This window comes from Sphingomonas yabuuchiae, assembly GCF_001477495.1.
In the GTDB taxonomy this organism is placed as follows: Bacteria; Pseudomonadota; Alphaproteobacteria; order Sphingomonadales; family Sphingomonadaceae; genus Sphingomonas; species Sphingomonas yabuuchiae_A.
The window spans coordinates 19,601-42,528 of the sequence record NZ_LDTF01000102.1 but is presented as its reverse complement, the minus strand read 5'-3'; the positions used below and the strand labels follow the sequence as shown (position 1 = coordinate 42,528).

20 protein-coding genes are annotated in these 22,928 nt (G+C 67.2%); 14 read left to right on the top strand and 6 right to left on the bottom strand.

Translation table 11 applies throughout. From position 1 onward, the window contains the following. Positions 1-191: 191 nt before the first annotated feature. From NS355_RS16290 to NS355_RS16265, 6 genes are all read left to right on the top strand, one after another. Positions 192-464 (top strand): acyl carrier protein, encoded by a 273-nt coding sequence (locus NS355_RS16290; RefSeq protein ID WP_058746636.1) that lies wholly within the window; start codon positions 192-194, stop codon positions 462-464. After that, entirely contained in the window at positions 461-1,156 is a 696-nt protein-coding gene (locus NS355_RS16285) for a hypothetical protein (RefSeq protein ID WP_244489721.1), read from the top strand. Before NS355_RS16290 ends, NS355_RS16285 begins: the two co-directional genes overlap by 4 nt. Then, a complete protein-coding gene (locus tag NS355_RS16280; protein ID WP_058746635.1) occupies positions 1,144-1,968 on the top strand; it encodes a hydrolase 1, exosortase A system-associated in 825 nt (274 codons plus the stop codon). The genes NS355_RS16285 and NS355_RS16280 overlap by 13 nt, the downstream gene beginning before the upstream one ends. Before the next feature lie 75 nt (positions 1,969-2,043). Beyond that, a complete protein-coding gene (locus NS355_RS16275) occupies positions 2,044-2,901 on the top strand; it encodes an SDR family oxidoreductase (protein WP_058746634.1) in 858 nt (285 codons plus the stop codon). Positions 2,902-2,926: 25 nt separating this feature from the next. Then, positions 2,927-3,448 (top strand): ferritin-like domain-containing protein, encoded by a 522-nt coding sequence (locus tag NS355_RS16270; protein ID WP_056434062.1) that lies wholly within the window; start codon positions 2,927-2,929, stop codon positions 3,446-3,448. A 31-nt stretch (positions 3,449-3,479) separates the two neighbouring features. Beyond that, positions 3,480-4,340, top strand: a complete 861-nt coding sequence (locus tag NS355_RS16265) for a manganese catalase family protein (RefSeq protein WP_058746633.1) — start codon at positions 3,480-3,482, stop codon at positions 4,338-4,340. A 174-nt stretch (positions 4,341-4,514) separates the two neighbouring features. Here NS355_RS16265 and NS355_RS16260 read toward each other — a convergent pair whose 3' ends face one another. After that, positions 4,515-4,892, bottom strand: a complete 378-nt coding sequence (locus NS355_RS16260) for a hypothetical protein (protein ID WP_058746641.1) — start codon at positions 4,890-4,892, stop codon at positions 4,515-4,517. A gap of 198 nt (positions 4,893-5,090) precedes the next feature. On the opposite strand from NS355_RS16260, the gene NS355_RS16255 reads away from it, so the two are divergent. After that, positions 5,091-6,353: a M20/M25/M40 family metallo-hydrolase gene (locus NS355_RS16255; RefSeq protein WP_058746632.1), complete on the top strand. Its 1,263-nt coding sequence runs from the start codon at positions 5,091-5,093 to the stop codon at positions 6,351-6,353. A 111-nt stretch (positions 6,354-6,464) separates the two neighbouring features. Here the strand turns inward: NS355_RS16255 and NS355_RS16250 are convergent, their stop codons facing one another. The 3 genes from NS355_RS16250 to mqo form a co-directional block, all read right to left on the bottom strand. Continuing rightward, positions 6,465-7,442 carry an RcnB family protein gene (locus NS355_RS16250; RefSeq protein ID WP_058746631.1) on the bottom strand — a complete coding sequence of 326 codons (978 nt, stop codon included), beginning with the start codon at positions 7,440-7,442 and terminating at the stop codon, positions 6,465-6,467. Between the two features lie 116 nt (positions 7,443-7,558). Next, positions 7,559-8,053 carry a GAF domain-containing protein gene (locus NS355_RS16245; protein WP_058746630.1) on the bottom strand — a complete coding sequence of 165 codons (495 nt, stop codon included), beginning with the start codon at positions 8,051-8,053 and terminating at the stop codon, positions 7,559-7,561. A gap of 116 nt (positions 8,054-8,169) precedes the next feature. Next, complete coding sequence (gene mqo, locus NS355_RS16240) at positions 8,170-9,813, bottom strand: malate dehydrogenase (quinone) (RefSeq protein WP_244489720.1); 1,644 nt, start codon at positions 9,811-9,813, stop codon at positions 8,170-8,172. Positions 9,814-10,358: 545 nt separating this feature from the next. Here mqo and NS355_RS16230 point away from each other — a divergent pair. From NS355_RS16230 to NS355_RS16220, 3 genes are read left to right on the top strand one after another with little or no spacing between them, the layout of a single operon-like run. After that, complete coding sequence (locus NS355_RS16230; RefSeq protein ID WP_058746627.1) at positions 10,359-11,249, top strand: 2-dehydro-3-deoxygalactonokinase; 891 nt, start codon at positions 10,359-10,361, stop codon at positions 11,247-11,249. Further along, complete coding sequence (locus tag NS355_RS16225; protein ID WP_058746626.1) at positions 11,246-11,875, top strand: 2-dehydro-3-deoxy-6-phosphogalactonate aldolase; 630 nt, start codon at positions 11,246-11,248, stop codon at positions 11,873-11,875. Before NS355_RS16230 ends, NS355_RS16225 begins: the two co-directional genes overlap by 4 nt. 5 nt (positions 11,876-11,880) lie before the next feature. After that, positions 11,881-12,822, top strand: a complete 942-nt coding sequence (locus NS355_RS16220; protein ID WP_058746625.1) for a Gfo/Idh/MocA family protein — start codon at positions 11,881-11,883, stop codon at positions 12,820-12,822. Positions 12,823-13,002: 180 nt separating this feature from the next. Here the strand turns inward: NS355_RS16220 and NS355_RS16215 are convergent, their stop codons facing one another. After that, entirely contained in the window at positions 13,003-16,068 is a 3,066-nt protein-coding gene (locus tag NS355_RS16215) for a TonB-dependent receptor domain-containing protein (RefSeq protein ID WP_058746624.1), read from the bottom strand. A 346-nt stretch (positions 16,069-16,414) separates the two neighbouring features. Between NS355_RS16215 and NS355_RS16210 the strand changes: the two genes are divergently transcribed. After that, positions 16,415-17,461, top strand: coding sequence for a N(4)-(beta-N-acetylglucosaminyl)-L-asparaginase (locus tag NS355_RS16210; protein ID WP_058746623.1), 1,047 nt, complete (start codon positions 16,415-16,417; stop codon positions 17,459-17,461). 132 nt (positions 17,462-17,593) lie between these two features. Here the strand turns inward: NS355_RS16210 and mprF are convergent, their stop codons facing one another. Then, positions 17,594-20,149, bottom strand: coding sequence for a bifunctional lysylphosphatidylglycerol flippase/synthetase MprF (gene mprF, locus NS355_RS16205; protein ID WP_084788046.1), 2,556 nt, complete (start codon positions 20,147-20,149; stop codon positions 17,594-17,596). A gap of 349 nt (positions 20,150-20,498) precedes the next feature. Here mprF and NS355_RS16200 point away from each other — a divergent pair, with 349 nt between their 5' ends. The 3 genes from NS355_RS16200 (at position 20,499) to NS355_RS16190 (ending at position 22,919) form a co-directional block, all read left to right on the top strand. Beyond that, the gene (locus tag NS355_RS16200; RefSeq protein WP_058746621.1) at positions 20,499-20,927 is read left to right on the top strand and encodes a hypothetical protein; all 429 of its coding nucleotides are present in this window, start codon (positions 20,499-20,501) and stop codon (positions 20,925-20,927) included. Beyond that, positions 20,896-21,585 carry a winged helix-turn-helix domain-containing protein gene (locus NS355_RS16195; protein WP_058746620.1) on the top strand — a complete coding sequence of 230 codons (690 nt, stop codon included), beginning with the start codon at positions 20,896-20,898 and terminating at the stop codon, positions 21,583-21,585. The genes NS355_RS16200 and NS355_RS16195 overlap by 32 nt, the downstream gene beginning before the upstream one ends. Before the next feature lie 86 nt (positions 21,586-21,671). Next, entirely contained in the window at positions 21,672-22,919 is a 1,248-nt protein-coding gene (locus NS355_RS16190; RefSeq protein WP_244489719.1) for a sensor histidine kinase, read from the top strand. Positions 22,920-22,928 lie beyond the last annotated feature (9 nt).

The following is a 22,928-nucleotide window of genomic DNA, read 5'->3' as shown; positions in this document are numbered from 1 at the left end:
CTGCGGGATGGGGCTTTGCCTGGCCGTGCGCTTGCCCCAAACCTATCCCCTCCCGCAGGCGGGAGGGGCCGGGGAGGGCTTGGGTCTCCGATGCTTGCCTGGACACCAAACGTCACGCCAACACCCGTTGCCCAACGCCCCCCACCGCACTAACGCTGTCGCAAACATTACAAAGAGCAGGGCGACAGGGTTTGGAACTCCAGACAAACGGGCAAGTGGAAGCGGCAGTGCGCGGCGTACTGGCCGATGTGCTGGGTCTGTCGGCCGAGCGCGTGGACCGTTTCGACGCGGACACGCCGCTGTTCGGTGCGTTGCCCGAGCTGGACTCGATGGCGGTCGCGGGCGTGCTGACCGAATTGGAGGATCGCCTGGGCATCCTGATCGAGGATGACGAGATTGACGGCGAAATGCTGGAGACGTTCGGCCAGTTGGTCGCCTTCGCACAATCCAAGGCGGGCGCTTGATCGACTATTACGACTGGCCCGGCGGGCGCGAGGCGATGTTGTGCTTCGGCCCCGCGCAAGGGCCGGTCGTGCTGGTCGCGCTGCCTTTCTGGGAGGAAGCGAACCGGACGCGCGGCGTGGCGGTCGCGATGCTGCGGCGGCTGGCCGATCACGGCATCGGCGGCGCGCTGCCCGACTGGCCGGGGACGGGCGAGAGCCTGATCCCCACCGAGAATGCCAGCATCCTGCAATGGCGCGACGCGCATCAGGCCGCGGCGGAGTCGCTCGGCGATCGGCCCTGTTACGCCGTGTCGATCCGGGGCGGCGCGCTGGTCGACGGGTTCGCATTGCTGGCCGGGCGCTGGCACCTGACGCCGATGACGGGGGAAGCCGTACTACGCGACGTGATCCGGGTGCGCGCGGCGGCGGGGCTGCGTGGCGACGAACATGGCGTATTCGGCGCGGAGTCGCCGGTGCGCGTCGCGGGCAACCGGGTCTCCCCGCATTTCCTCGCCGGGCTGGCGGGGGCCGGACTTCACGACCAGCCTGGCGTGCCGCGCCGCGTCGTGCGGCTGGGCCATGACCGTGCGCCCGCCGACCGCGTGATTAATGCCGTGCCGCCCTGGCGTCGGGCCGAGCCGCAGGAAGACCCCGAACTCGCCGCCCGGCTGGCCGAGGATATCGCGCAGTGGATCGCGTCATGCGAAGGCTGATCTCTTTTCCCTGCGAGGGTGCGACGCTGATCGGCACGCTGGACGAAGCGGACCGCGATACCGGCCTGATGATCGTCTCCGGCGGCAACGAGCCGCGCATGGGCGCGCATCGGGGCCAGGCGATGCTGGCGGCCCGGATCGCTGCCCATGGCTATCCGGTGTTCCGTTTCGACCGGCGCGGCGTCGGCGATAGCGAAGGCGCCAATGGCGGCTGGGAGTCGAGCGGCCCCGATATCGCGGCTGCCATCGACGCCTTTGCCGAGGCCGCAAATCTTACCCGGATCATCGGCTTCGGCAATTGCGACGCCGCCGCCGCGCTGGCGATGTTCGGCGCGGAGGCCGGGTTCGCCAAGGTCCTGCTCTCCAACCCGTGGTTGTCGGAGGAACCCGACGCGCTGCCCCCCGCCGCCGCGATCCGCCGCCATTATGCGAAGAAGCTGGTCAACCCGGCCGAATGGCTGCGGCTGGCGCGCGGTGCGGTCGATCTGGGCAAGCTGCGCCAGGGACTGACCAAGATCGCCGCCGCCCCCTCGCCCCTCGACGCGACCGCCGCGCCGCTGATCCGCGCCATCCATGGCTGGGCCGAGGACGCCGCGATCATCGTGGCACAGGGCGATGCGACCGGCGTCGCCTTTCGCGCCGCCGCGCGCGGGCACGGCTTTGCCATCGAGACGCTGGCGACGGACTCGCACAGCTATGCCGATGCGATGGACGCGCTGGAAAAGGTGATCCTCGTCCATCTGGCGCGGGCCGGATCGGACGGAGCGACGCCTTTGCACGACGGGGACACGGAACTCGAAAATACAGATTAACGCGTTTTAAGATCAGGATTTTTTCCGGAACGCCTCCCTGCCCCGCCCATTGGATGGGGCAAGGAGAGACGGTCCATGAACGAACGCCCTACCCCACCCCAGCCCGAACAACAGCAGGACATGCCCGGCCAGACCGAGGCGATGGACCCGCGCCCCGACCATGGCGAACATAGCTATGTCGGCCATGGCAAGCTGACCGACAAGAAGGCGATCATCACCGGTGCGGACAGCGGCATCGGCCGCGCGGTCGCCATCGCCTTTGCCCGCGAGGGCGCGGACGTCGTGATCTCGTACCTGTCCGAAGACGAGGATGCCGCCGAGACCCAGCGGCTGGTCGAACAGGCGGGCCGCAAGGCACTGCTGATCCCCGGCGATGTCAGCGATCCGGCGCATTGCCGCACCATCGTCGAGCGCGCCGTCCAGACGTTCGGCCGGGTCGACATATTGGTGAACAACGCCGCGCATCAGGCGAGCTTCCAGGCGGTCGAGGACATCAGCGACGAAGAGTGGGAGATCACCTTCGCCACCAACATCCATGCGATGTTCTATCTGGTGAAGGCCGCGCTGCCGCACATGGGCAAAGGCGCGTCGATCATCAACACGACCTCGATCAACGCCGACAAGCCCAACCAGCAACTGCTGGCCTATGCGACGACCAAGGGCGCGATCCACAATTTCACCGCCGGGTTGGCCCAGATGCTCGCCGAGCGGAAGATCCGGGTCAATGCGGTGGCACCGGGCCCGGTCTGGACCCCGCTGATCCCCTCCACCATGCCGCCCGAGGCGGTGAAGAGCTTCGGCGAACAGACGCCGATGGGGCGCGCCGCGCAACCCGCCGAACTCGCGCCCCCTTACGTCCTGCTGGCGAGCGGGGAGGCCAGCTACATCAGCGGCGCGACCATCCCCGTCACCGGCGGCACCCCCTTCCTCTGATCCTCAACCCAAGGAGCGATGATCCATGGCTACCCTACCCAATGACGTCGTCGCGGCAGTCTTTGTCGCCGGGCTGAAGAACGCCCATGCCGTCGAGCATCAGGCGCTGGCGCTGATCGACCGGCAACTCGATCACCTGTCCAACTATCCGGATGTCGCCGATCACCTGCGGATGCATCGGGGCGAAACCGAACAGCAGATCGTCCGGCTGGAGGATATTCTCGACGGCTTCAACGAGAGCCGCTCGATGCTGAAGGACGCGGCGCTCAGCTTCTCGGGCAATATGGCGGCTCTGGGCCACACCTTCGCGCCCGATGAAATCCTAAAGAACAGCTTTGCCAACTTCGCCTTCGAGAATTTCGAGGCGGCCAGTTACAAGTCGCTCATCACCATCGCCGATGTCGGCGGCTTCGGCAGCGCCACGCCGCTGCTCACCCAGTCGCTGAACGAGGAACTGTCGATGGCGGCCTGGGTGGACGAGAACAATGCCGCGCTGACCCGCCGCTATCTCGAACGGCGCGCGGCGGGTGAAACCGCCAGCCACTGATCCCCGACACTCCCACCAAGCGAGGCCGATCATGTATTATCACGACAAACGCCTGCAATATCCCGTCCGTTGCGAGAACCCCGACCCCTTGTTCGCGCGGATGCTGCAACAGGCGATCGGCGGCGTGGAGGGCGAGATCCGCGTCTGCATGCAGTATTTCTTCCAGGCCTGGGGCAACCGTGCCCCGACGCCCAAATACCGCGACATGCTGCTCCACACCGCCACCGAGGAGATCGGGCATATCGAGATGCTGGCGACCGCCGTCGCGCTCAATCTCGACAAGGCCCCCGCCTCGCTTCAGGAAGAGGGCGCGGCGGACGGCATCGTCGGCGCGGTCATGGGCGGCGGCAATGCCCGCCACGCGATCGAGGGGACGCTGCACAAGCATATCCTGTCGACCGGGCTGGCGGCACATCCATCGGACTCGGACGGCGTGCCGTTCGACATGAGCCATATCTATGCCAGCGGGAACATCGCCGCCGACATGTATTGCAACGTCGCCGCCGAGAGCACCGGCCGCGTGCTGGCGACCCGGCTCTACAATGCCGCGCATGATCAGGGCATGAAGGACATGCTCCACTTCATGATCGCGCGCGACACGATGCATCAGGAGCAATGGCTGGCCGTGATCGAGGAACTGGGCGAACAGGCGTCGCTCCCCATCCCCAACTCCTTCCCGCAAGCGAAGGAGAGCCAGGACCATAACTACGACTTCTTCGTCACCTCGGTCGACGGCACCTATCCCGAAGGGCGCTGGACCCAGGGGCCGAGCGTCGACGGCAAGGGCGAGTTCACCGTGTTCCGCAACGAACCGATGGGCGAAGAGCCGGTGCTCGGCCCCGCCCGTCCCGACAGCAGCGCCCAGGCCGAACAGATCGGCGAGCGGCCCTGAAAATCCTCCCCGGCACGGGGAGGGGGACCATGCGCAGCATGGTGGAGGGGGAGTGCCGCAAGGGATGCCCTATGCGGAAGCCCCCCTCCGTCAGGGCTGACGCCCTGCCACCTCCCCGTACCGGGGAGGATCGAAAACCGCCCCGAACCGTCCGGTCCGGGGCGGTTTTTCGCGTCAGGCCCCGACCGGCATCGTCTTGCCTGTCGTGCGATCCAGCGCCCGCGCGGTCAGCACGTCGAGTGCGGTGGCAAAGGCCACGAACCCGATCGCGCCCCAGACCGCCTTCTCGCGCGGCGACCGACGCGCCGACACGGCCAGCGTCCCCAGATCGAGCAGATCGCCCATCACCCGGTTCCACACCCGCGCCGAATGGGCGGGTGCCTGGACCAGTCCGACCCCGGCGGCGACCTCGCGCACGCCGTAAGCTTTGACGGCCCCTGCCCCTCCCGGCACCGACAAACGCTCGGCGATGCGGCGGGAGGCGAGCAGTTCGGCGGCCCCCAAGGCGAGCGAGAACAGGCCGAGGCCCAGGCTGACGGATTTGGCGTTCATGATGGTTCCTTCGTCGCTGTCATGCGTCAAAAGCCAACGTGAGCGCGCCTATGACGGTCCATAATTCCATCCAGATCAATATGTTGACAACGGTTTATGACGATCGATGCCACGCGGGTGGCGATACGCCGGGCCGAACCGCTTTGCCCGCAAAATCCGGCACTTGCCTGCGCATTCCCACTCGGCCAGTCTGGCGCGATGATCCTTCCGCTTCTGCTCGTCGCCGCCGCAACGCCTGCCGCCGCTCCCTCGCCCGCCCGGCTGAAGGCCGATGTCGAAACACTGGTCGGCTTCGGCACGCGCCATACCGCCTCCACGACCACTGATCCCAAGCGTGGCATCGGCGCGGCGCGCGACTGGGCGGCCAGGCAATTCGAGACGATCGGCCAGGGCTGTAACGGCTGCATCACCGTGGAGCGCATCAACCGACGCTTCACCGGCCCGCGCGCGCCGAACGGCGTGATGGTCGAGGATGTGCTGGGCATCCAGCGCGGACGCGATCCCAACCGCGTAGTCATCGTGGGTGCGCATATCGACAGCCGCGTCACCGATGTGATGGACGCCACCTCCGACGCGCCGGGGGCCAATGACGATGCCTCGGGCGTGGCGCTGGTGCTGGAGGCCGCGCGCCATCTGTCGAAGCAGCAGTTCGACGCGACCATCGTCTATGCCGTCTTCTCGGGCGAGGAGCAGGGGCTGTGGGGCGCGACGCTGCTCGCCGACACCGCCAAGGCCCGCAACTGGCGTGTCTCGGCGATGCTCAACAACGATATCGTCGGCAACACGGTCGGCCAGGGCGGCGTCCGCGAGGCGCGCTGGGTGCGGGTCTTTTCCGAGGGCATCCGCGCCTCCGAGGACCTGCCCCAGCAAATCCAGCGGCGCGGCAATGGCGGCGAGGATGACGGCCCCAGCCGTGCGCTGGCCAAGGCGATCGACGGCGTGGCCGACAAGCTGGGTGGCCTTGACGTGTTCCTCGACCGGCGGCCCGACCGTTTCGGGCGCGGCGGCGATCATGAGCCGTTCCTGAAGCTCGGCTACCCCGCCGTCCGCTTCTCGGTGGCGAACGAGGATTGGGATGCGCAGCACCAGGACCTGCGCAAGGAAGGCACGGTCGCGTTCGGCGACACCATCGACAAGATGGACTTCCCCTATCTGGCGAAGGTGACGGCGATCAACATCGCCACGCTCGGCCGTCTGGCCGCCGCCCCGGCCGCGCCGGACAAGGTGACGATCAGCGGCGCGCTATCCCGCGACACCCAGGTCGAATGGGCGGCGGTGCCGGGCGCGGTCCGTTACCGCGTCCACTGGCGGCGCAACGACACCGCCCAGTGGAGCGAGTCGCGCGACGTGACCGAGACCAAGACGGTGCTGACCCAGGTCCCGGTCGACGATCATTTCATCGGCGTCTCGTCGATCGCGGCGGACGGCGCGGAGAGTCTGGTCACCTTTGGCGGCCGGTGAACGGTCATAGGCCGAAATAGGAAAAGGATGCCGCCCCGCGGGAGAATCGGAGCGGCATCCCGGTTTCCAGCCCGGCGTCTCTCGGGCTGAAATCCCCCCTGGGGGAAGGCGTCAGCGACGGACCGGCGTACTGCGAACGCGCGCACGGCGCGGGGCAGAGCGCACCACTTCAGTCGTGGTGCTCGTCGTCGTGGTAATGACAGGAGCGCCCTGTACCACAATCGTGGTGACCGTGGGAGCCGGATAATAATAGCCGTCCGCATAATAACCCGCTTGCGGAGAAGGCAGCGCCCCCGTCGTGCCCACCGTGGTCGTGGTGGTGACGGTCGTGCCGTCCCGCGTCACCACGCGCCGCCCCATGGCAGGCGGCGGCGGAGGCGCCGCATATGGGTCCTGATAGCTGTAGTCGTCATAGCCCGGCTCCATGCGCCGTCCGCGACCCTCGGCCCGGTCGATGGCATAGCCCGCCGCCGCACCCACGCCCGCACCGATCAGCGTACCGCCCAGACGGTTTCCCCGCCCGGCGATCAGATTGCCCGCCACGCCGCCCGCGGTCGCGCCGATCGCCGCGCCACCCAACCCCGTGTCGCGCCGAACCGGCGGCGGCGGGGGCGCATTGGGCGCGCCCGCATAATCGGGCGTCCCGTCCCAGTTCACGCCGTATACGCTGTCATAGACCGTCCCGCGCTGGTCGATCAGGACCGCATCGTCATAATAGCGCGACCAGCGATACCCGTGCGGCGGCTGCGGCAAGGTATAGACCGCCCAGTCCTCCACCCCGAAGCGTCGATCGGTCCAATAGGAGGGCACCGTCATGCCACGCACCGGGCGGCGATAGGCGGGCCAGCCGCCAGGCGCGTTGGCCCCGCCCCACCAGCGTCCGCCGACCCGGCTGCCCCAGCGGTTCCCCCGCGCGGGCGGTACCCCGACCGAGTCGGTCCGGACGACCGGCATCGGCCCACGCATCGGCCCCGCCGGCCGGTCGGGAGCGAAATCGGGACGCGGGTAGCTTGCCCCCGCCTGCGCCGTGGCGGGCACGCTGGCGATCATGGATAGGGTCAGGACGATCAGGCGCGGCGCGCTTCGCATGGCAGATATCTTCCCCTGTTCAATATGACGTCGCCCCCTCAACGTCGAAACCGGAACAAGGTTTGATATCAGCGCGCTGCCCCCATCGATAGCGACGCCGAAAGTCCCGAAACGGGTCAGCCCGCCATCGCCGCGAGACGCGGGGCCAGCAGCGCCATCAGTGCCTCGCACCCCGCCTGATCCTCTTCGTCGAACCGGCCGGGCTCGGGGCTGTCCAGATCGAGCACGCCAATCACCGTGCCGTCGAACAGGACCGGCACGACCAGTTCGGACCGGCTGGCGGCGTCACAGGCGATATGGCCCGGGAAAGCATGGACATCGGCCACGCGCTGCGTCCGCGCCTCCGCGACCGCCGTTCCGCACACGCCCTTGCCGACCGGGATGCGGATGCAGGCCGCCTTGCCCTGAAACGGCCCGAGCACCAGCTCGCCACCGACCATGCGATAGAAGCCCGCCCAGTTGAGATCGGGCAGATATTGCCAGATGAGCGAAGCGGCATTGGCCATGTTGGCGACCGCATCCCCCTCCCCTGCGGTCAATGCATCGAGCGCGGCGTGGAGGTCCCGGTAAAGCTCCGCCTTCGATCCGGCGGCGATGTCGAACTGGTACATGACGCCGGATGTAGGACGATGTGCGCCCTCCGTCATCCCCGGGCGATCACTTTCGATTAAACGTGAGGACAGTTCCTGTCCCCTCCCATTCGAGGGAGGGGACAGATAGGCCGCGATCAGAGCGCCAGGTCGGGATGCCGGTTGGGGCTGACCCGCGTGGCTTCGGGACGCGGTGCCTCGGTGGTCGAAGGCGCGCTGACCGGCGGCGGGGCGAGCGCGAGTTGCAGCGTCTCGGCGGTCGCGGCCCATTCATGCGCCAGCAGATCGCGATCCTCGTTCAGCGCGGTGCCGTAGCTCGGCACGATCTCGCGGATCTTGGCCTGCCAGGCCGGGGTCGCGAGCCGATCGGGGAAGACCTTCTTGAGCAGGTTCAGCATGATCGACGGCGCGGTCGAGGCACCCGGCGACGCCCCCAGCAGCGCGGCGATCGAGCCGTCCTTGGACGCGACGATCTCGGTGCCGAGCTTCAGCACACCGCCCTTTTCGGGATCGCGCTTGATGATCTGTACCCGCTGGCCCGCCTGCCACAGCCGCCAGTCGCCGTCCTTGGCGTTCGGGAAATATTCCCGCAGCGCGTTCATCCGGTCTTCCTGGCTCATCATCAGCTGGCCCGCCAGATATTCGACCAGCGAGAATTCATCCCAGCCGACCGACAGCATCGGGCGGAAATTGTCGAGCGTCACCGACTTGGGCAGGTCGAAATAGGACCCTTCCTTCAGGAACTTGGTCGAGAAGGTCGCGAAGGGCCCGAACAGCAGAACCTGCTTGCCGTTCAGATAGCGGGTGTCGAGATGCGGCACCGACATGGGCGGCGATCCGGTCGAGGCCTTGCCATAGACCTTGGCCATGTGCCGCTTGGCGATGGCGGGGTTCTCGGTGACCAGGAACGATCCGCCGACCGGGAAACCGGCATAGTCGTCGCCCTCAGGGATACCCGACTTCTGCAGGATGGGCAGTGCGCCGCCGCCCGCACCCGCAAAGACGAAACGCGCGGTGATAATCCGCTTTTCGTCGGTCTTGCGATCGCGCGCGGTCACGCGCCAGGTGCCATCGGCATTGCGCTCGAGCGAGCGGACCTCATGACCGGTGGTCAGGGTCACGCCCGGCTGCCCTTGGAGCGCACGGATATATTGGCGCGTCACCTCGCCCCATTCGCAATCGGTGCCCAGCACCGAGCGGGTCGCGGCGATGGTCTGCCCCGCCTTGCGCCCCTCGATCATCAGCGGCACCCACTGGGCGATCTGGCGCGGATCGGTGGTGAACTCCATGCCCGAGAAGAGCGGGCTGGCGAGGAGCGCGGCATGACGCTTTTGCAGGAAGGCGACATTCTCGTCGCCCCAGACCAGGTTCATGTGCGGCGTCGAATTGATGAAGCTGCGCGGGTTTTTCAGCACGCCGGTACGCAGCTGGTGGCTGAGGAACTGGCGCGTGACCTGGAACTGCTCGTTGATCTCGATCGCCTTCTTGATCTCGACCTTGCCGTCCGCCTCGTTGACCGGGGTGTAGTTCAGCTCGCACAGCGCCGAGTGGCCGGTGCCCGCATTGTTCCAGCCGTTGGAGCTTTCCTCCGCCACCTTGTCCAGCCGCTCGACCATCTCGATGGTCCAGCTCGGTTCCAGTTCGCGCAGGAGCACGCCCAGCGTCGCACTCATGATACCGCCGCCGATCAGCAGGACGTCGACCTTCTGCTCGGACCCCGCCGCCTCCGCCGCGAAGGGCGCGACCGCCGCCGTGCTGGCGGCCAGCGCGGAGCCCATCATGGCGCGTCGCGTGATTCCGCGCTGCGCCCCGGTTTCGGATGCACACGTCCGGCTCTGCTGGTTTCGATCGTCACTCTGCATGTTCGACGCCTTCTCGATGGGGGTCATCCGTGCTGTCGGCGATCCATAGTCGCGACGAACGGCATGGCCATGATGTCCAAATTCGGGCGCCGCCCGTCCGCCAGCCGCGATCGCGCGAGCGGAAAAGCGGCCGCAGCCGGCCTTCCGATCCCCATCCCAATGGTCGATTTCATGTATCTGTCATCCCGCATAGCCGAGTCTGCCGGGCTGTCCATGTCCGGGCATTTCGCGGTTTGGCGGCTTTGTCGGCGCATTCGGCGGGACAGGCATTGCCCATTTCCCCATGCTTATTGGTAATGCGTCGCGATATATTATAGGCGGTCGATATCGTGCTGTTTTCCGCTCAGCCCTTCGGACGGTTGTTCGGCAATCCGCTCAAAAAGCCCCAAGCGGCCCGCTTGCACGGCCGGTCGTATTGTCCTACAAATCTTTCTAGAAAAAATTCAGGAGAGGGCGTGCCCGCCGTGCCATCAGACGTGACGCCCGCCTATATCGCGATCGATTGGGGTACCACCAACCGACGCAGCTATGTCATCGCCGCCGACGGCACGATGCTGGACACGGTGCGTGACGATCGCGGCGTGCTGGCGATGAACGCTGAAGACTATCCGGCTGAGATCGCCGCGATCCGCGCGCGGTTCGGCGAGCTGCCCGTCATCGCGGCGGGTATGGTCGGCTCGACACGCGGCTGGCGCGAGGCGGCCTATGTCCCCGCCCCCGCCGATCTCGCCAGCCTGGCGCGGGCCGCGACCCGGATCGAGGAAGCGGACGTCACCATCGTCCCCGGCGTCTCGCTGCTGACCGACACGCGCGCCGACGTCATGCGCGGCGAAGAGGTGCAGGTTCTGGGTGCCGTCGCGGCGGGTTTCGCCCCCGCCGACGCGCTGTTCGCGCAGCCCGGCACGCACAACAAATGGGTCCATGTCGAAAGCGGCCGGATCACCGACTTCGCCACCACCATGACCGGCGAGCTGTTCGCGCTGGTCAAGGGGCATGGCATCCTGGCTGGAATGCTCGACGGCCCGGTCGCGGACGGCCCCGCCTTTCGCGACGGTCTGGCGCGCGGCAGCGGTGCCTGCGATCTGACGGCGGCGCTGTTCGGAGTGCGGGCCTCGGTGCTGCTCGGCCGGATCGCGGCGGAGGACGCGGCGGCCTATGCCAGCGGGCTGCTCATCGGCAGCGACATCGGTGCGGTGCCCGATATCGAGGGCGGCGCCGTCCATCTGTTGTCGAGCGGCCTGCTCGCCGACCTCTACACCATCGGGATCGAGGCGCGGGGCGGCACCGTCGTCGCGCTCGACAGCCATGCCGGTTTCCTTGCCGGACTTCACGCCATTCGGGAGCATTTGTCATGACCGACCCCGCCCAGACCTTTGCCAAGGCGTTCGCCGCCTGTCCGCTCGTCGCCATCCTGCGCGGCCTGACGCCCGCCGAAGCGATCCCGGTCGCCGACGCGCTGGTCGAGGCCGGTTTCACCCTGATCGAAGTGCCGCTCAACTCGCCCCAGCCCTATGACAGCATCGCGGCGATCGCGGCGCATGTCGGCGACAGGGCGATCGTCGGTGCAGGCACCGTCCTGACCACCGAACAGGTCGACCGGGTCAAGGCGGCGGGCGGAACGCTGATCGTCTCGCCCAACACCGATGTCGAGGTCATCGCGCACAGCGTCGCGCAGGGGCTGATCTCGCTACCCGGCTATTTCACCCCGTCCGAGGCGTTCGCCGCCTTGAAGGCCGGTGCCCATGGCCTGAAGCTGTTCCCCGCCGAGGGCGCCTCGCCCACCTTCCTCAAGGCGCAGCGCGCCGTCCTGCCGCGCGACGTCGCGGTGCTGGCGGTGGGCGGCATCACCCCCGACAACATGGCCGAATGGCGCGCGCACGGCGCGGACGGGTTCGGCCTAGGCTCCAACCTTTATCGCGCGGGCAAGCCGGCGGCGGATGTCGCCGTGTCGGCGCGCGCTTATGTCGAAAAGGCACGCTGATACCGATGACCGACACGATCCGTCTCGCACTGGTCGGCATGGGCAAGATCGCCCATGACCAGCATGTCCCCGCCATTGCCGGCAACCCGGCCTTCGAACTGGTTGCGACTGTCAGCCGCTCGCCCAACGGTGTCGAAGGCGTGCCGCATTTCCACGACATCGCCGAACTCGCCCAAAGCGACGTGAAGGTCGATGCGGTGGCGCTGTGCACCCCGCCCCAGGTCCGCCACGCCATCGCCGCCGCCGCGCTGGCGAACAATTGGCACGTCTTCCTGGAAAAGCCGCCGGGCGCGACGCTCGCCGAAGTGGCGGTGCTGGAGGAACTGGCGGCGAAGGCCAATGTCACCCTCTTCGCCAGCTGGCACTCGCGTTATGCGCTCGGCGTCGAGCCTGCCCGCGAATGGCTGTCGAGCCGCAAGGTCCAATCGGCCGCGATCACCTGGCGGGAGGATGTGCGCCAATGGCACCCGGGCCAGGCCTGGATCTGGGAAGCGGGCGGCTTCGGCGTGTTCGATCCGGGCATCAACGCCCTGTCGATCGCGACGCATATCATGCCGCAGCCCTTCTTCATCGAGCGGGCGACGCTGGACTTCCCCGCCAATCGCGACGCGCCGATCGCGGCCGACGTGGCCTTCCGCACGACGGACGGCACACCTGTCACGCTCGATCTCGACTGGCGGCAGGAAGGGCATCAGAGCTGGGACATCGTCGTCGAGACGACCGACGGCACGCTGAAGCTGGCCGAGGGCGGCGCGGTGCTGACCCTGCCCGACGGCTCGACACCGCATCGGGAAGAGGGGCTGCACGGGGAATATCCGGGCCTGTACGCGCGCTTCGCCGAACTTGTTCAGGGTGGGCGGTCGGACGTCGACATCGCACCGCTCCGCCACGTCGCCGACGCCTTCATGCGCGGCAAGCGGCGTGAGGTGGAAGACTTCGTGGAGTAATCCCCCTTCCCCGCCCTCCATTCAGCATAAGTGAAGTCAAAGGCCAAGGGATGGCGTCTCGACTTCGCTCGCCGCGAACGGGTTGGGATCGAACCAAAAAATAAGGCCGGTCGTCCATCAGGACGACCGGCCTTTTCCGTTCGGGCGAAGGCGGGATGCCGAAGCACCCCGCCCCCTTCATCAGAAGTTGATCGTGGTCCCGATCGCGATGTTGCGACCCAGCGAGTCGTAACGCTGCGGGATGGTGTTCGTGCGTGCCAGGCTGATATTGTAGGAGTCCGGCACGATCGGCGCGGCTCGGTCGAGCAGGTTGTTCGCGATCAGGCGCAGCGAGAACTGCTTGGCGATGGCGAAGTTGAATGCCAGGTCGAAATAGTTCTGCGGGTCGACACGGTAATAGTTGGTCAGCGCCCGCGCCGGGGTACCGCCGATTGCCGGATCGCCCGAGTTGTTGGCGTTGGTCAATGCACCGACATAGCGCCAGTTGAGAGAAGCGCTGAACTTCTTGTCCTCGGTCGTATAAGTGGTGCGCAGGCCATGGCTCCACTTGGGGATCAGCTGGCCGCAGCCATTGCCGTAATAGCCCGCGCAGTTGCGGTTCGGCTGGAGCGGCGAGTCCTGCCCACCGGCATTGGTGGTCAGCGAGCCGTTGAAGCCGAAGTCCAGGCGACCGATCGATTCCAGGTTCAGCGCATATTGCGCCTGGAAGTCCCAGCCTTGCGCAACCGACGTGTAATAATTGGTCGTGCCCTGGCGGATATAGCCGCCGTTGAACAGCGTGCCGGTGTTCGCGTTGCGGACGATGCCCTGGCAGAAGAACTGGTCGCCGCCCGAACGCAGACAGCCATCGGTGTAATAGCTGTAGTCGTTATAACCGAGCGAGTTGTCGATCTTGATCCGGTAACGATCGACCGAGAAGACCAGCCCGCGCACGAAGCGCGGCTTCAGGACCAGGCCATAGGTCTGGGTGTAGGCGGTTTCGGGGTCGGCGGTGAAGCCGCCCGAACGCACCGAGCAGGCGGCGCTGCCATTGGGCGCGGTGCCGTTGCTGCACAACAGGTTCTGGCTGCCGTACAGTGCGTCCGACAGGCCTGTCGCGCGGCAGACTTCACGCGATGCGATCGGCGCACCATAGGTGACGCCGTTCGGGCCGGGGATCGGCGTGGGGGCGCAGAAGTCGGTGAAGGTGCCCGCACCGCCGTTCGCGAACGCGATGTTGGTCGCCTGGCGGATCTCGACCACGGTCGGCGCGCGCTGCGCCTTGTTGAACGAGGCGCGGAAGGTGATGTCGCTCACCGGCGCGTACACGCCCTCGATCTTCCAGGTGTTGAACGACTTCGGATTGCTGCTGTACTTCGACACGCGATAGCCGCCATTGACCTGCACCAGCTCGGCGAACGGCTTGTGCTGAATCAGAGGGGCCTGGACTTCGATGTTGGCCTCGATCACATCCTGGCTGAGATCGGTGTCGGTCCCGCCGACCGCCGCCAGATAGGCCGCGTCGGCCCGCGACTTTAGCGTGTCCTTGCGATATTCGGTGCCCAGCGCGATGGCCAGACCCTGCTCGGCGAAGGGCGAGGTGATGCCATAGCTGGTCAGGTCGCCCGTGACGTTCGCCTGCACGTCGTACAGCGTGCCGATCGTCTGGTTGGTGCCATTGCCGAACAGATAGTTGATCAGGGCGGGGTTGGTATTGCCCGCGCTGAAGATGTCGAAGGGCACGCAACCGGCCGCACCGCTGTTGCAGACCGGGTTGGCCTGCGTGCCGCCGACGTTCACCGCATTCTGCAGGTTGCCGGGGATGCGGATGCTGGGAATATAATCCTGATGGTTGCGGGCGTAAACGCCGCCGACATCATAGGTCCACGCATCGCCCACCTTGCCGCGAACGCCGCCGGTCAGTCGCAGGCCGGTGTTGATGAAGGTGTCGGGACGGTCGTTGTTTTCACCCAGGCGATAGGCGAGCGAGACAGGTACGCTGCCCACGCCAGCGGCACAACCGATCGTGGTCGCCTGGGACGCCGACAGATAGGGGTTGTTGCAGTTGACGTTGACGGTGCCGCTCGCGATCGTCGGGTAGTTGGTGTACGACTTGTCGCGGAACCAGATGCCCGAGGCATAGAGCTCGGCTTCCGGTGCCAGGTCGAGCGTGACGAAGCCGCCGGCATTCACCCGCTCGGACGGCCGCTGATAGGCATAGCCGCTGAAATAGTTGGACGCGTTGCCGGGACCCGCAGCGAACGGCACGAAGGTGCGCGAGCCGTCGGGATTGTTGACCAGCTGCGCTCCCTTGTTCGGACCGGTGCCGGGGGTGATGAGACCGCTCGTCGAGCTGCTGGGCGTCAGGCCGCACGACAGTGGGCCGTTCAGCGTCAGCTGGGTCAGGTAGCAGCCCGCGTTAGAGCGCGAGGTGAGCGCGATCTCGTTGGTCTGGCGATAGTTGACGAAGCCGCTGACGTGCAACTTGTCGTCGAGCAACTTGGTGCCCGCCGTCAGGGTCAGGTCGGCCCGGCCGCCATCGTTGGTCAGGCCGCGTGGGCTGCCGAAGCCCGCCGCACGGGCCAGCGGCGACACGATCGTGTCCTTGTTGTTGTGATTGAAGAAATTGTAATTGGCGTCGAGCTGAACGCCCTCGAAATCCTTACGCAGGACGAAGTTGACGACGCCCGCGACCGCGTCCGAACCGTAGACCGACGAGGCGCCGCCGGTCAGCACGTCGACGCGCTGGAGCAGCGAGGTCGGGATGATGCCGACGTCCTGGCCGTTCTGAGTGCCCAGGCGCTTGCCGTCGATCAGGACCAGCGTCCGCTCGAAGCCCAAGCTGCGCAGCTTGATCCGCTGGCGACCGTCGGAGTCGTTATAGGTCTGCTGGCTGTCGGGTGCGACCTGCGGCAGGCGGTTCAGCACGTCCTCGACATTGACCGCCGCCTGCGCCTGGATGTCCTGGCGCGTGACCGAGGTGATCGGCGCGGCGGAGGCGAGGTTGGGTCGGCTGATGCGGGTGCCGGTAACGACCACGTCGCCGGTGCTCGCGGCCTGCGGCGTACCTGAAATCGCGGCGGAGCGGGTCGCTGCCGCATCGGCGCTGACCGTTCCGGGATTTGGGTTGGAAGCCTGGTCGGCGTCGCCCTGCGGCGCGGCGGTCTGGGCGTCGCTGGCGCCGACCTGCTTTGCGATGGCGGGCGCGGCGAACAGCATCGATGCGGCGGACAGCGCCAACCACGATGCGGAATGCTGGATCTTCATACGTCTCCCCTGGGCCCAAGGCTAAGTCTGGTTGTCGGGCGCCGGCAAGGAAACAGATTTTTTACCTCGTTTGGTCAATACCTAAACCATACCTATCGAGCCCTAAATCCTTCTTTGTCCGAAGCGTGTCACTTAAAAGACACAATCGAAAGCAACTTCAACGAGCTGAATCACCTGACATTTTTTAAGCTGCCCTCGACGCTTTCCCAGAGATTGCCGTCCCTGCGCTCTCCAGCAGCAATTGCAGCTTAAAATTGGTGTCATATCGGTTTCCCAAACAGGCTTGCCGCCCGGCGCGCATCAACGCACAATCCATCGCAAGCACGGACGGTATAACGGAGCGGGCATGATCGAGGGTCGAAGGGGTTTTCTGGGCGGGATCGCCTCACTTGCGGGCGTTGGCGGAGGATTGACCGCGCCGGTGCGCGCGCTGGCCAAGACGGTAACGACGACGGCAGGTACCGGGTCCAACGCCGTCATCGTGTCCACCTGGGACTTCGGCGCACCCGCCAATGACGCCGCCTTCGCCAGGGGACGCAGTGGCGGATCGCTGATCGATATGGTCGAGGCGGGCGTGATGGTGCCGGAGGCCGATCCAAACAACCATTCGGTCGGCTACGGCGGCTATCCCGATCGCGACGGGCATGTCACGCTGGACGCGGTCATCATGGACGATGCAGGCGGCGTCGGCGCGGTCGCCGCGCTGGAGGATACGGTGCACGCCATCTCGGTCGCCCGCGCGGTGATGGAGCACACCCCCCACACTTTCCTGGTCGGCGAAGGCGCGACGCGCTTCGCCCGCGACCGGGGATTCCCTCGCGTCAACCTGCTGACCCCGGAGGCGGAAAAGGCGTGGCGCGACTGGCTGAAGACGCAAAACTACAAGCCTGTCGCCAATAGCGAGACCGGCACCTATGGCGCGGGGCGGCCCGGCACGCCGGGCGGGGCGCTGGACCATGACACGATCGGAATGCTGGCGCGCGATGCCAGCGGGCGGATGGCGGGCGCCTGCACCACGTCCGGAATGGCGTTCAAGATGCGCGGGCGCGTCGGGGACTCGCCGCAGGTCGGCTCGGGCCTCTATGTCGAGCGCGGCGTGGGCGGTGCGACCTCCACCGGGCTGGGCGAGGAAGTCACCCGCACCGTCGGCACCGCGCGCGTTGTCGCCTCGATGCGCCATGGGATGAGCCCGCAGGCGGCGTGCGAGGAAGCCGCCAAGCATATCGCTTCCTTGCGCGGCGATGCGATCAAGGGGGTGCAGGTCGGCTTCCTGGCGATGGATGTTCGGGGGCGGATCGGGGCGTTCTGTCTGTTGCCGGGGTTCACCTATGCGGTGACGGATGCGACCGGAAAGACGCGGGTCGAAAAGGCCCCGTCGCTGTTCAAGTCCTGATTATTCCTCCCCGGCACGGGGAGGTGGCAGCGCAGAGCGCTGACGGAGGGGGGCTTCGGCAAGGGATGGTCTTTGCCGCACGCCCCCTCCACCACCGCTCCGCGGCGGTCCCCCTCCCCGTACCGGGGAGGATCAGTTGGCCTCACCCCCATCGGCGATCAGCGCGTTCAAATCGCGCAGCGCCTTGACCAGCCCCAGCCCGCGCGGCCCGGCGATATAGCGCGGGGCCCATTCCGGCTGGAACTTCTCCTTATACGCGCGCAGGCCGCGAAAGCCGTAGAAGCGCTCGCCATGGCGGAACACCAGCGCCGCGATCTTCGCCCAGGTCGGCCCCAGCCGCCGCCCGTCCACGCCCGATAGCGGCGCCAGCCCCAGCGCGAAGCGGCCATAGCCTTGCCGCTGCCCCCACAGCATCAGTTCGACGAACAGATAGTCCATCACGCCGCCGGGTGCGTCCTCGACATGGCGCATCAGGTCGACCGACAGTTCGCGCCGATCCCCGGACTTCCAGATATTGGCAAAGGCGACGATCCGTCCCTCGACCCGCACCACGGCGCAGTCGGTCAGCGCCAGATAGGCCGGGTCGAACCGCCCCAGGCTGAACCCCTTTTCGCCATGCCCCTTTTCCAGCAGCCAGTCGTCGGAAACCGCCTTCAGTTCGGGAAGGATGGCGGGCACGTCGGCGGCGGGCAGGATCGCGAAGCTGGCATTCTCGCGCGTGCGGAACCGGTTCAGCGTCTGACGAAGCCCGCGCATCCGTCCGCCCTCCAGCGCGAAGCCGGACAGATCGATCAGCGCCTCTTCGCCATATTTGATGATCTGCAACCCCATCTCAATCGCGATTTCGAGGCCGTCGGGGGTGATCTGATAAAGGAGCAGCCTGCCTTGCGCGGCGTCCGCCATCGTCCGCAACTGCCACAACAGGTCGGCCCAGGCGGCACGCGGGCCCACGGGATCGCCCATCGCGATCCAGCTGGTGCCGCGGACCTGATACATCACAAAGGCATCGCCCTCGGGCGAGAACAGGAAGCGCTTGTCGCCCAGCAGCGCCAGCGCGGCGTCGGTCCGCTCGGCCTGTTCGACCACGCCGAGCACCTGCTCCATCGCCGGATGGTCCGTCTCGCCCGGCGGGGCCGCCAGGAACAGCCGCCATAGCCCTGCTCCCGCCAGCATCACCGCCACGCCCAGCCCCGCGCGCAGGAAGCGCGACGCGTCGTCGGACAGCGCGAACCGCCACCAGAGCGATTCCTGATAATCGACATGCTTATAGGCGAAAAAACCGATCCAGGCCGTGCCCACGATCACCACCGCGACGCTCAACAGCCAGGCGGGAGACAAGGGTCGCGCGACCAGCGAGGTGCGCCGGTAAAAGGCCTTGCGGCTCATCTGAAGGAGCAGCGCGATGCTCAGGCAGACCGCCGCTTCCTCATAATCGATACCCTTGGCCAGCGAGAAAACCGCGCCTGCGACCAGCAGCGCGCGCGCTGACAGGCTCGCCCCGTCGAGCCGGCGATAGAGCCCCGGCGCCAGCAGCAACAGGCCGGTGCCGACCAGGCTGGCGGCGAAATGCGACGCCTCGATAAAGGGCAGCGGCACGATATGGACGAGCTGGTGCACGCGCTGCGGAATGGCGGGCAGCGATCCCGACAGCAGCAGGATCGCACCGCCACCGAAACAGGCCGCGCTCAGCACGGTCGGCGCGATGCCCAACAGCACCCGGCGAAGATCGCGCAGCGCCCGGATCGGTCGCCGCCGCACCTCGTCCCAGGCCAGCAGCGCGATACCCAGAGCCAGCGGGGCGAGATAATAGAGGACACGATAGGCGATCAGCGCGGCGAACAGCTCGGTCCGGTCGACCGGCACCGTCGCCAGCACCACCGCCTCGAACACGCCGATGCCGCCCGGCACATGGCTGACCAGCGCGACGATGATCGCCAGCGCATAGGCGAGCAGGAAGGCGGGCAGCAGGTCGATCGACGCGCCCGGCAGGAGCACGAACAGCGCCGAGCTGGCACAGGCGAGATCCAACGAGGCGATGCCGATCTGCGCCAAAGCTTGCGCAGGAGTCGGCAGCGGTACGCTCCACGCGCGCCAGCCGATCCGCTGTCCGGGCCGCAACGCGCACAGCAGGATCAGCCCCAGCGCCCCCGCCACCACCGCACCGCCCAGCCAGCGGACGATGCCCTGGCCCAGCACGAACGTCTCGACGGTGATCGGCCCCTCATGGAACAGCAGCCCCAGTCCGGTGACGGTGAACACGCCGAACCAGAAGGTCGCGCTGGCGATGGCGATGACCCGCGCGATATCCGGCCCGTCCAGTCCGGCGGCAGCATAGACGCGGTAGCGCGCCGATCCGCCGGTCAGCAGCCCCAGCCCCAGATTGTGGCTGAGCGTGTAACTGGTGAAGGACGCCGTCGCCGCCGTCCGCCAGCGCAAGGGCCGCCCGATGACGCGCAGCGCGATCACGTCGTAGAATGTCAGCGCGATATAGCTCGCGACGGTGAAGCCGACCGACATCATGATCTGGCGCGGGTCGATGGCGTAAAAGGCGGCGCGGACGTCGCTCAGGCGAACCGTCCGGGTCAGGTGATGCAGCGCCGACAGGCCGAGCGCGACGAGCAGCAGGACCGCGCCCGCCGCCAGATAACCGCGCCGCGCCCTGGCATAGGCGAGGACCCGATCGACCATCGACGCCAGCCTGGAATGCGTCGTCACAGGGCCGCCCATCTCGCGATCGTCATGATCCGACCGCCTGTCATATCCGCCCCACTCGCGTCCATCTCACTTGTCTTTGGCCCCCAGATATGCCGGCCGGACAGCGGCATAGAAGCGTCGCCGCCCCCGCCGCCTTACGGGGCCATGACAAGTTCGTCATCCACCCTTCCTGCCATTCATGACATAAGCGTCATGCTTCGCCCACCCTTCCCTCAGGTGGTGAGCGCTAAGACGGAGGCGTGAACGCATCGCCTTTCTCCGTCGCGAAAAATCGGCTGGCCATCGCCTTGCCGGGGCGGCGCGTGCGCGATCGGCGGCCGCGATGAAAAGCCTGCGGATCGTCGGCTGGAGCGCAGGCATGGCGGCGCTGATCGGCGGCGCGGCCTTTGCGCTGCTGGTCGGGCATATGCCGCTTCATGCCGGCCCCCACCGCCCCTCGACGCTGTACGGCGCGACCTTCGCACCGGTGGCGGAGGGGCGCCCCGGCCTGATCGTCACCAGCCTGCGCAGCGATGTCGACGACGATGCCGCCGCTCTGGTCAAGCCGCCGCTGCATGTCGGCGACATGGTCCTGTCGGTCGATGGCCACCCGGCCACGTCCTTCGCGATGTTGCGCGACGAAGCCGCGCTGGCCAGCGATACGCCCATGCGGCTTGAGGTCGCGCGCGACCATGGCCTCCTCATGATCACGCTGCTAAGGAGCGGCTCGGGAGGACAGCGTGGCCAACAGGATTTTGCTGATCGAAGATGACCGCTCGACGGCGGATTACATCGCCAACGGCTTGCGGGAAGAGGGTTTTCTGATCGACCATGCGGCCAATGGCCGCGACGGCCTGTTCCATGCGACCGACGGCACCTATGACTGCATCATCCTCGACCGGATGCTGCCCGGCATGGACGGGATGTCGGTGCTGGCCGCGATCCGCGCGGCGGGAATCGAATCGCCGGTTCTGATCCTGTCGGCTTTGTCCTCGCCCGAGGACCGGGTGGCGGGCCTGACCTCCGGCTCCGATGATTACCTGACCAAGCCCTTCGTCTTCGCCGAGTTGCTGGCGCGCGTCCGCCTGCTGATCCGGCGCGGCGGGACCACCGGCAATGCGCCGCTGACCAAGCTGGTGTGCGACGATCTGGAGATGGACCTGCTCGCCCACCGCGTCCGGCGCGCGGGCAAGCCGATCGAGCTGCAACCGCGCGAATACCGGCTGCTCGAATATCTGCTCCAGCATGTCGACCAGGTCGTGACCCGCACCATGTTGCTGGAGGGGGTATGGGATTTCCATTTCGACCCCAATACCAACGTCACCGACGTGCATATCAGCCGGTTGCGCAAGAAGATCGACGAAGGCTTTGCCCGCCCGCTCCTGCATACGGTGCGCGGTTCGGGTTATAAGCTGGGGGTCGAGAAATAGCACCGGCGGTCCTCCGCTCGACCACGCTGCGGTTCGCGCTGCTGGTCTTCGCGCTGCAGCTGATCGGCGCGGGCGCGATGGTGGTCATGATCCGCCACCTGACCCGCAGCGAGATCACGGCGCAGGCCGAGGATGCCGCCAGCGACCTGCGCGACGAGCTGGCGGGCATGTGGCTGTCGGGCGGACAAAAGGCCGTGCGCGCGGCGGTCGATCGGCGGTTGACCACTGACCGGCTGCCCCTGTCGGTCATCCTGCTGACCGATGCGCAGGGGCGCTTCGTGGCGGGCAATATCGCCGAATGGCCGCCCAACGTCCCCGCGCCAGGCGCCGCGACGATCGAGATTTTCCGCATCGGCCATTCGCTGCCCGAACGGATGCGGGTGATGGCGACCCGGCTGCCCGATGGCTCGCGGATGCTGGCGGGCCATGTCGTCGAGAGCGAGCTGCGCGTCGCGCTGGCGATGGAAGAGGCGATGGCGGTGGGCATGGCGGCGGCGATCGTGCTGGCCGCGCTGGCCGCCTGGATCGCCGCGCGGATGATCGAGCGGCGGCTGGAGGATACGGTCGCCACCGCCCATGCGGTCGCCGCCGGGGACCTGTCGCGCCGCGTCGCGCCCAATGGCGGCGACGACGCCTTCGACGCGCTGGCGCTGGCGGTCAATGCGATGCTCGACCGGATCGCGTTGCTGATGACCGAGCTGAAGGTCGCGACCGACGGGCTGGCGCATGACCTGCGCTCGCCGCTGACCCGGTTGCGCGCGACGCTGGACCGCGCGCTGGCGGAGAGCCGGGACGAGAATGCGCGGGTCGCGGTCGGCCGTGCGCTGGAGGAAGGCGACCGGCTGCTGGCCATGCTCGACACGGCGCTGCGCATCAGCCGGGCCGAGGCCGGGCTGGGCCGCGACGCCTTTGTCGAGGCCGACCTGGGCGCCATGATCCGTGACGTGGCCGACATGTTCGAGCCGTTGGCCGAGGATCGCGGCATGACCATCCGCGCCGAGGGGCCGGAGACGTTGGTCGCACGGGTCCACCGCGAATTGCTGGGTCAGGCGGTCGCCAATCTGATCGACAATGCGCTGAAATATGGCGCGGGCGAAGTGGTCGTCCGGGTCGAGCCGGGGCCGGTGCTGATCGTCGCCGATGACGGCCCCGGCATCCCCGAGGACCGCCGGGACGAGGCGTTGAAGCGGTTCGGGCGACTGGACGCCGCACGGACGGAAAGCGGCGCGGGGCTCGGTTTGTCGCTGGCCAGTGCGGTGGCGCATCTGCATGGAGGCAGTGTGGCGCTGGAGGATAATGCGCCGGGGTTGCGGGTGCGGTTGACGCTGGGCTGACCTCATTCC

Excerpts from the sequence above, each read along its gene's own strand:
- NS355_RS16280 (WP_058746635.1), top strand. The coding sequence starts at position 1,144 with ATGCGAAGGCTGATCTCTTTTCCCTGCGAGGGTGCGACGCTGATCGGC.
- NS355_RS16275 (WP_058746634.1), top strand. The coding sequence starts at position 2,044 with ATGAACGAACGCCCTACCCCACCCCAGCCCGAACAACAGCAGGACATG.
- NS355_RS16270 (WP_056434062.1), top strand. The coding sequence starts at position 2,927 with ATGGCTACCCTACCCAATGACGTCGTCGCGGCAGTCTTTGTCGCCGGG.
- NS355_RS16265 (WP_058746633.1), top strand. The coding sequence starts at position 3,480 with ATGTATTATCACGACAAACGCCTGCAATATCCCGTCCGTTGCGAGAAC.
- NS355_RS16260 (WP_058746641.1), bottom strand. The coding sequence starts at position 4,892 with ATGAACGCCAAATCCGTCAGCCTGGGCCTCGGCCTGTTCTCGCTCGCC.
- NS355_RS16255 (WP_058746632.1), top strand. The coding sequence starts at position 5,091 with ATGATCCTTCCGCTTCTGCTCGTCGCCGCCGCAACGCCTGCCGCCGCT.
- NS355_RS16250 (WP_058746631.1), bottom strand. The coding sequence starts at position 7,442 with ATGCGAAGCGCGCCGCGCCTGATCGTCCTGACCCTATCCATGATCGCC.
- NS355_RS16245 (WP_058746630.1), bottom strand. The coding sequence starts at position 8,053 with ATGTACCAGTTCGACATCGCCGCCGGATCGAAGGCGGAGCTTTACCGG.
- mqo (WP_244489720.1), bottom strand. The coding sequence starts at position 9,813 with ATGATGGGCTCCGCGCTGGCCGCCAGCACGGCGGCGGTCGCGCCCTTC.
- NS355_RS16225 (WP_058746626.1), top strand. The coding sequence starts at position 11,246 with ATGACCGACCCCGCCCAGACCTTTGCCAAGGCGTTCGCCGCCTGTCCG.
- NS355_RS16220 (WP_058746625.1), top strand. The coding sequence starts at position 11,881 with ATGACCGACACGATCCGTCTCGCACTGGTCGGCATGGGCAAGATCGCC.
- NS355_RS16215 (WP_058746624.1), bottom strand. The coding sequence starts at position 16,068 with ATGAAGATCCAGCATTCCGCATCGTGGTTGGCGCTGTCCGCCGCATCG.
- NS355_RS16210 (WP_058746623.1), top strand. The coding sequence starts at position 16,415 with ATGATCGAGGGTCGAAGGGGTTTTCTGGGCGGGATCGCCTCACTTGCG.
- mprF (WP_084788046.1), bottom strand. The coding sequence starts at position 20,149 with ATGGTCGATCGGGTCCTCGCCTATGCCAGGGCGCGGCGCGGTTATCTG.
- NS355_RS16200 (WP_058746621.1), top strand. The coding sequence starts at position 20,499 with ATGAAAAGCCTGCGGATCGTCGGCTGGAGCGCAGGCATGGCGGCGCTG.
- NS355_RS16190 (WP_244489719.1), top strand. The coding sequence starts at position 21,672 with ATGATCCGCCACCTGACCCGCAGCGAGATCACGGCGCAGGCCGAGGAT.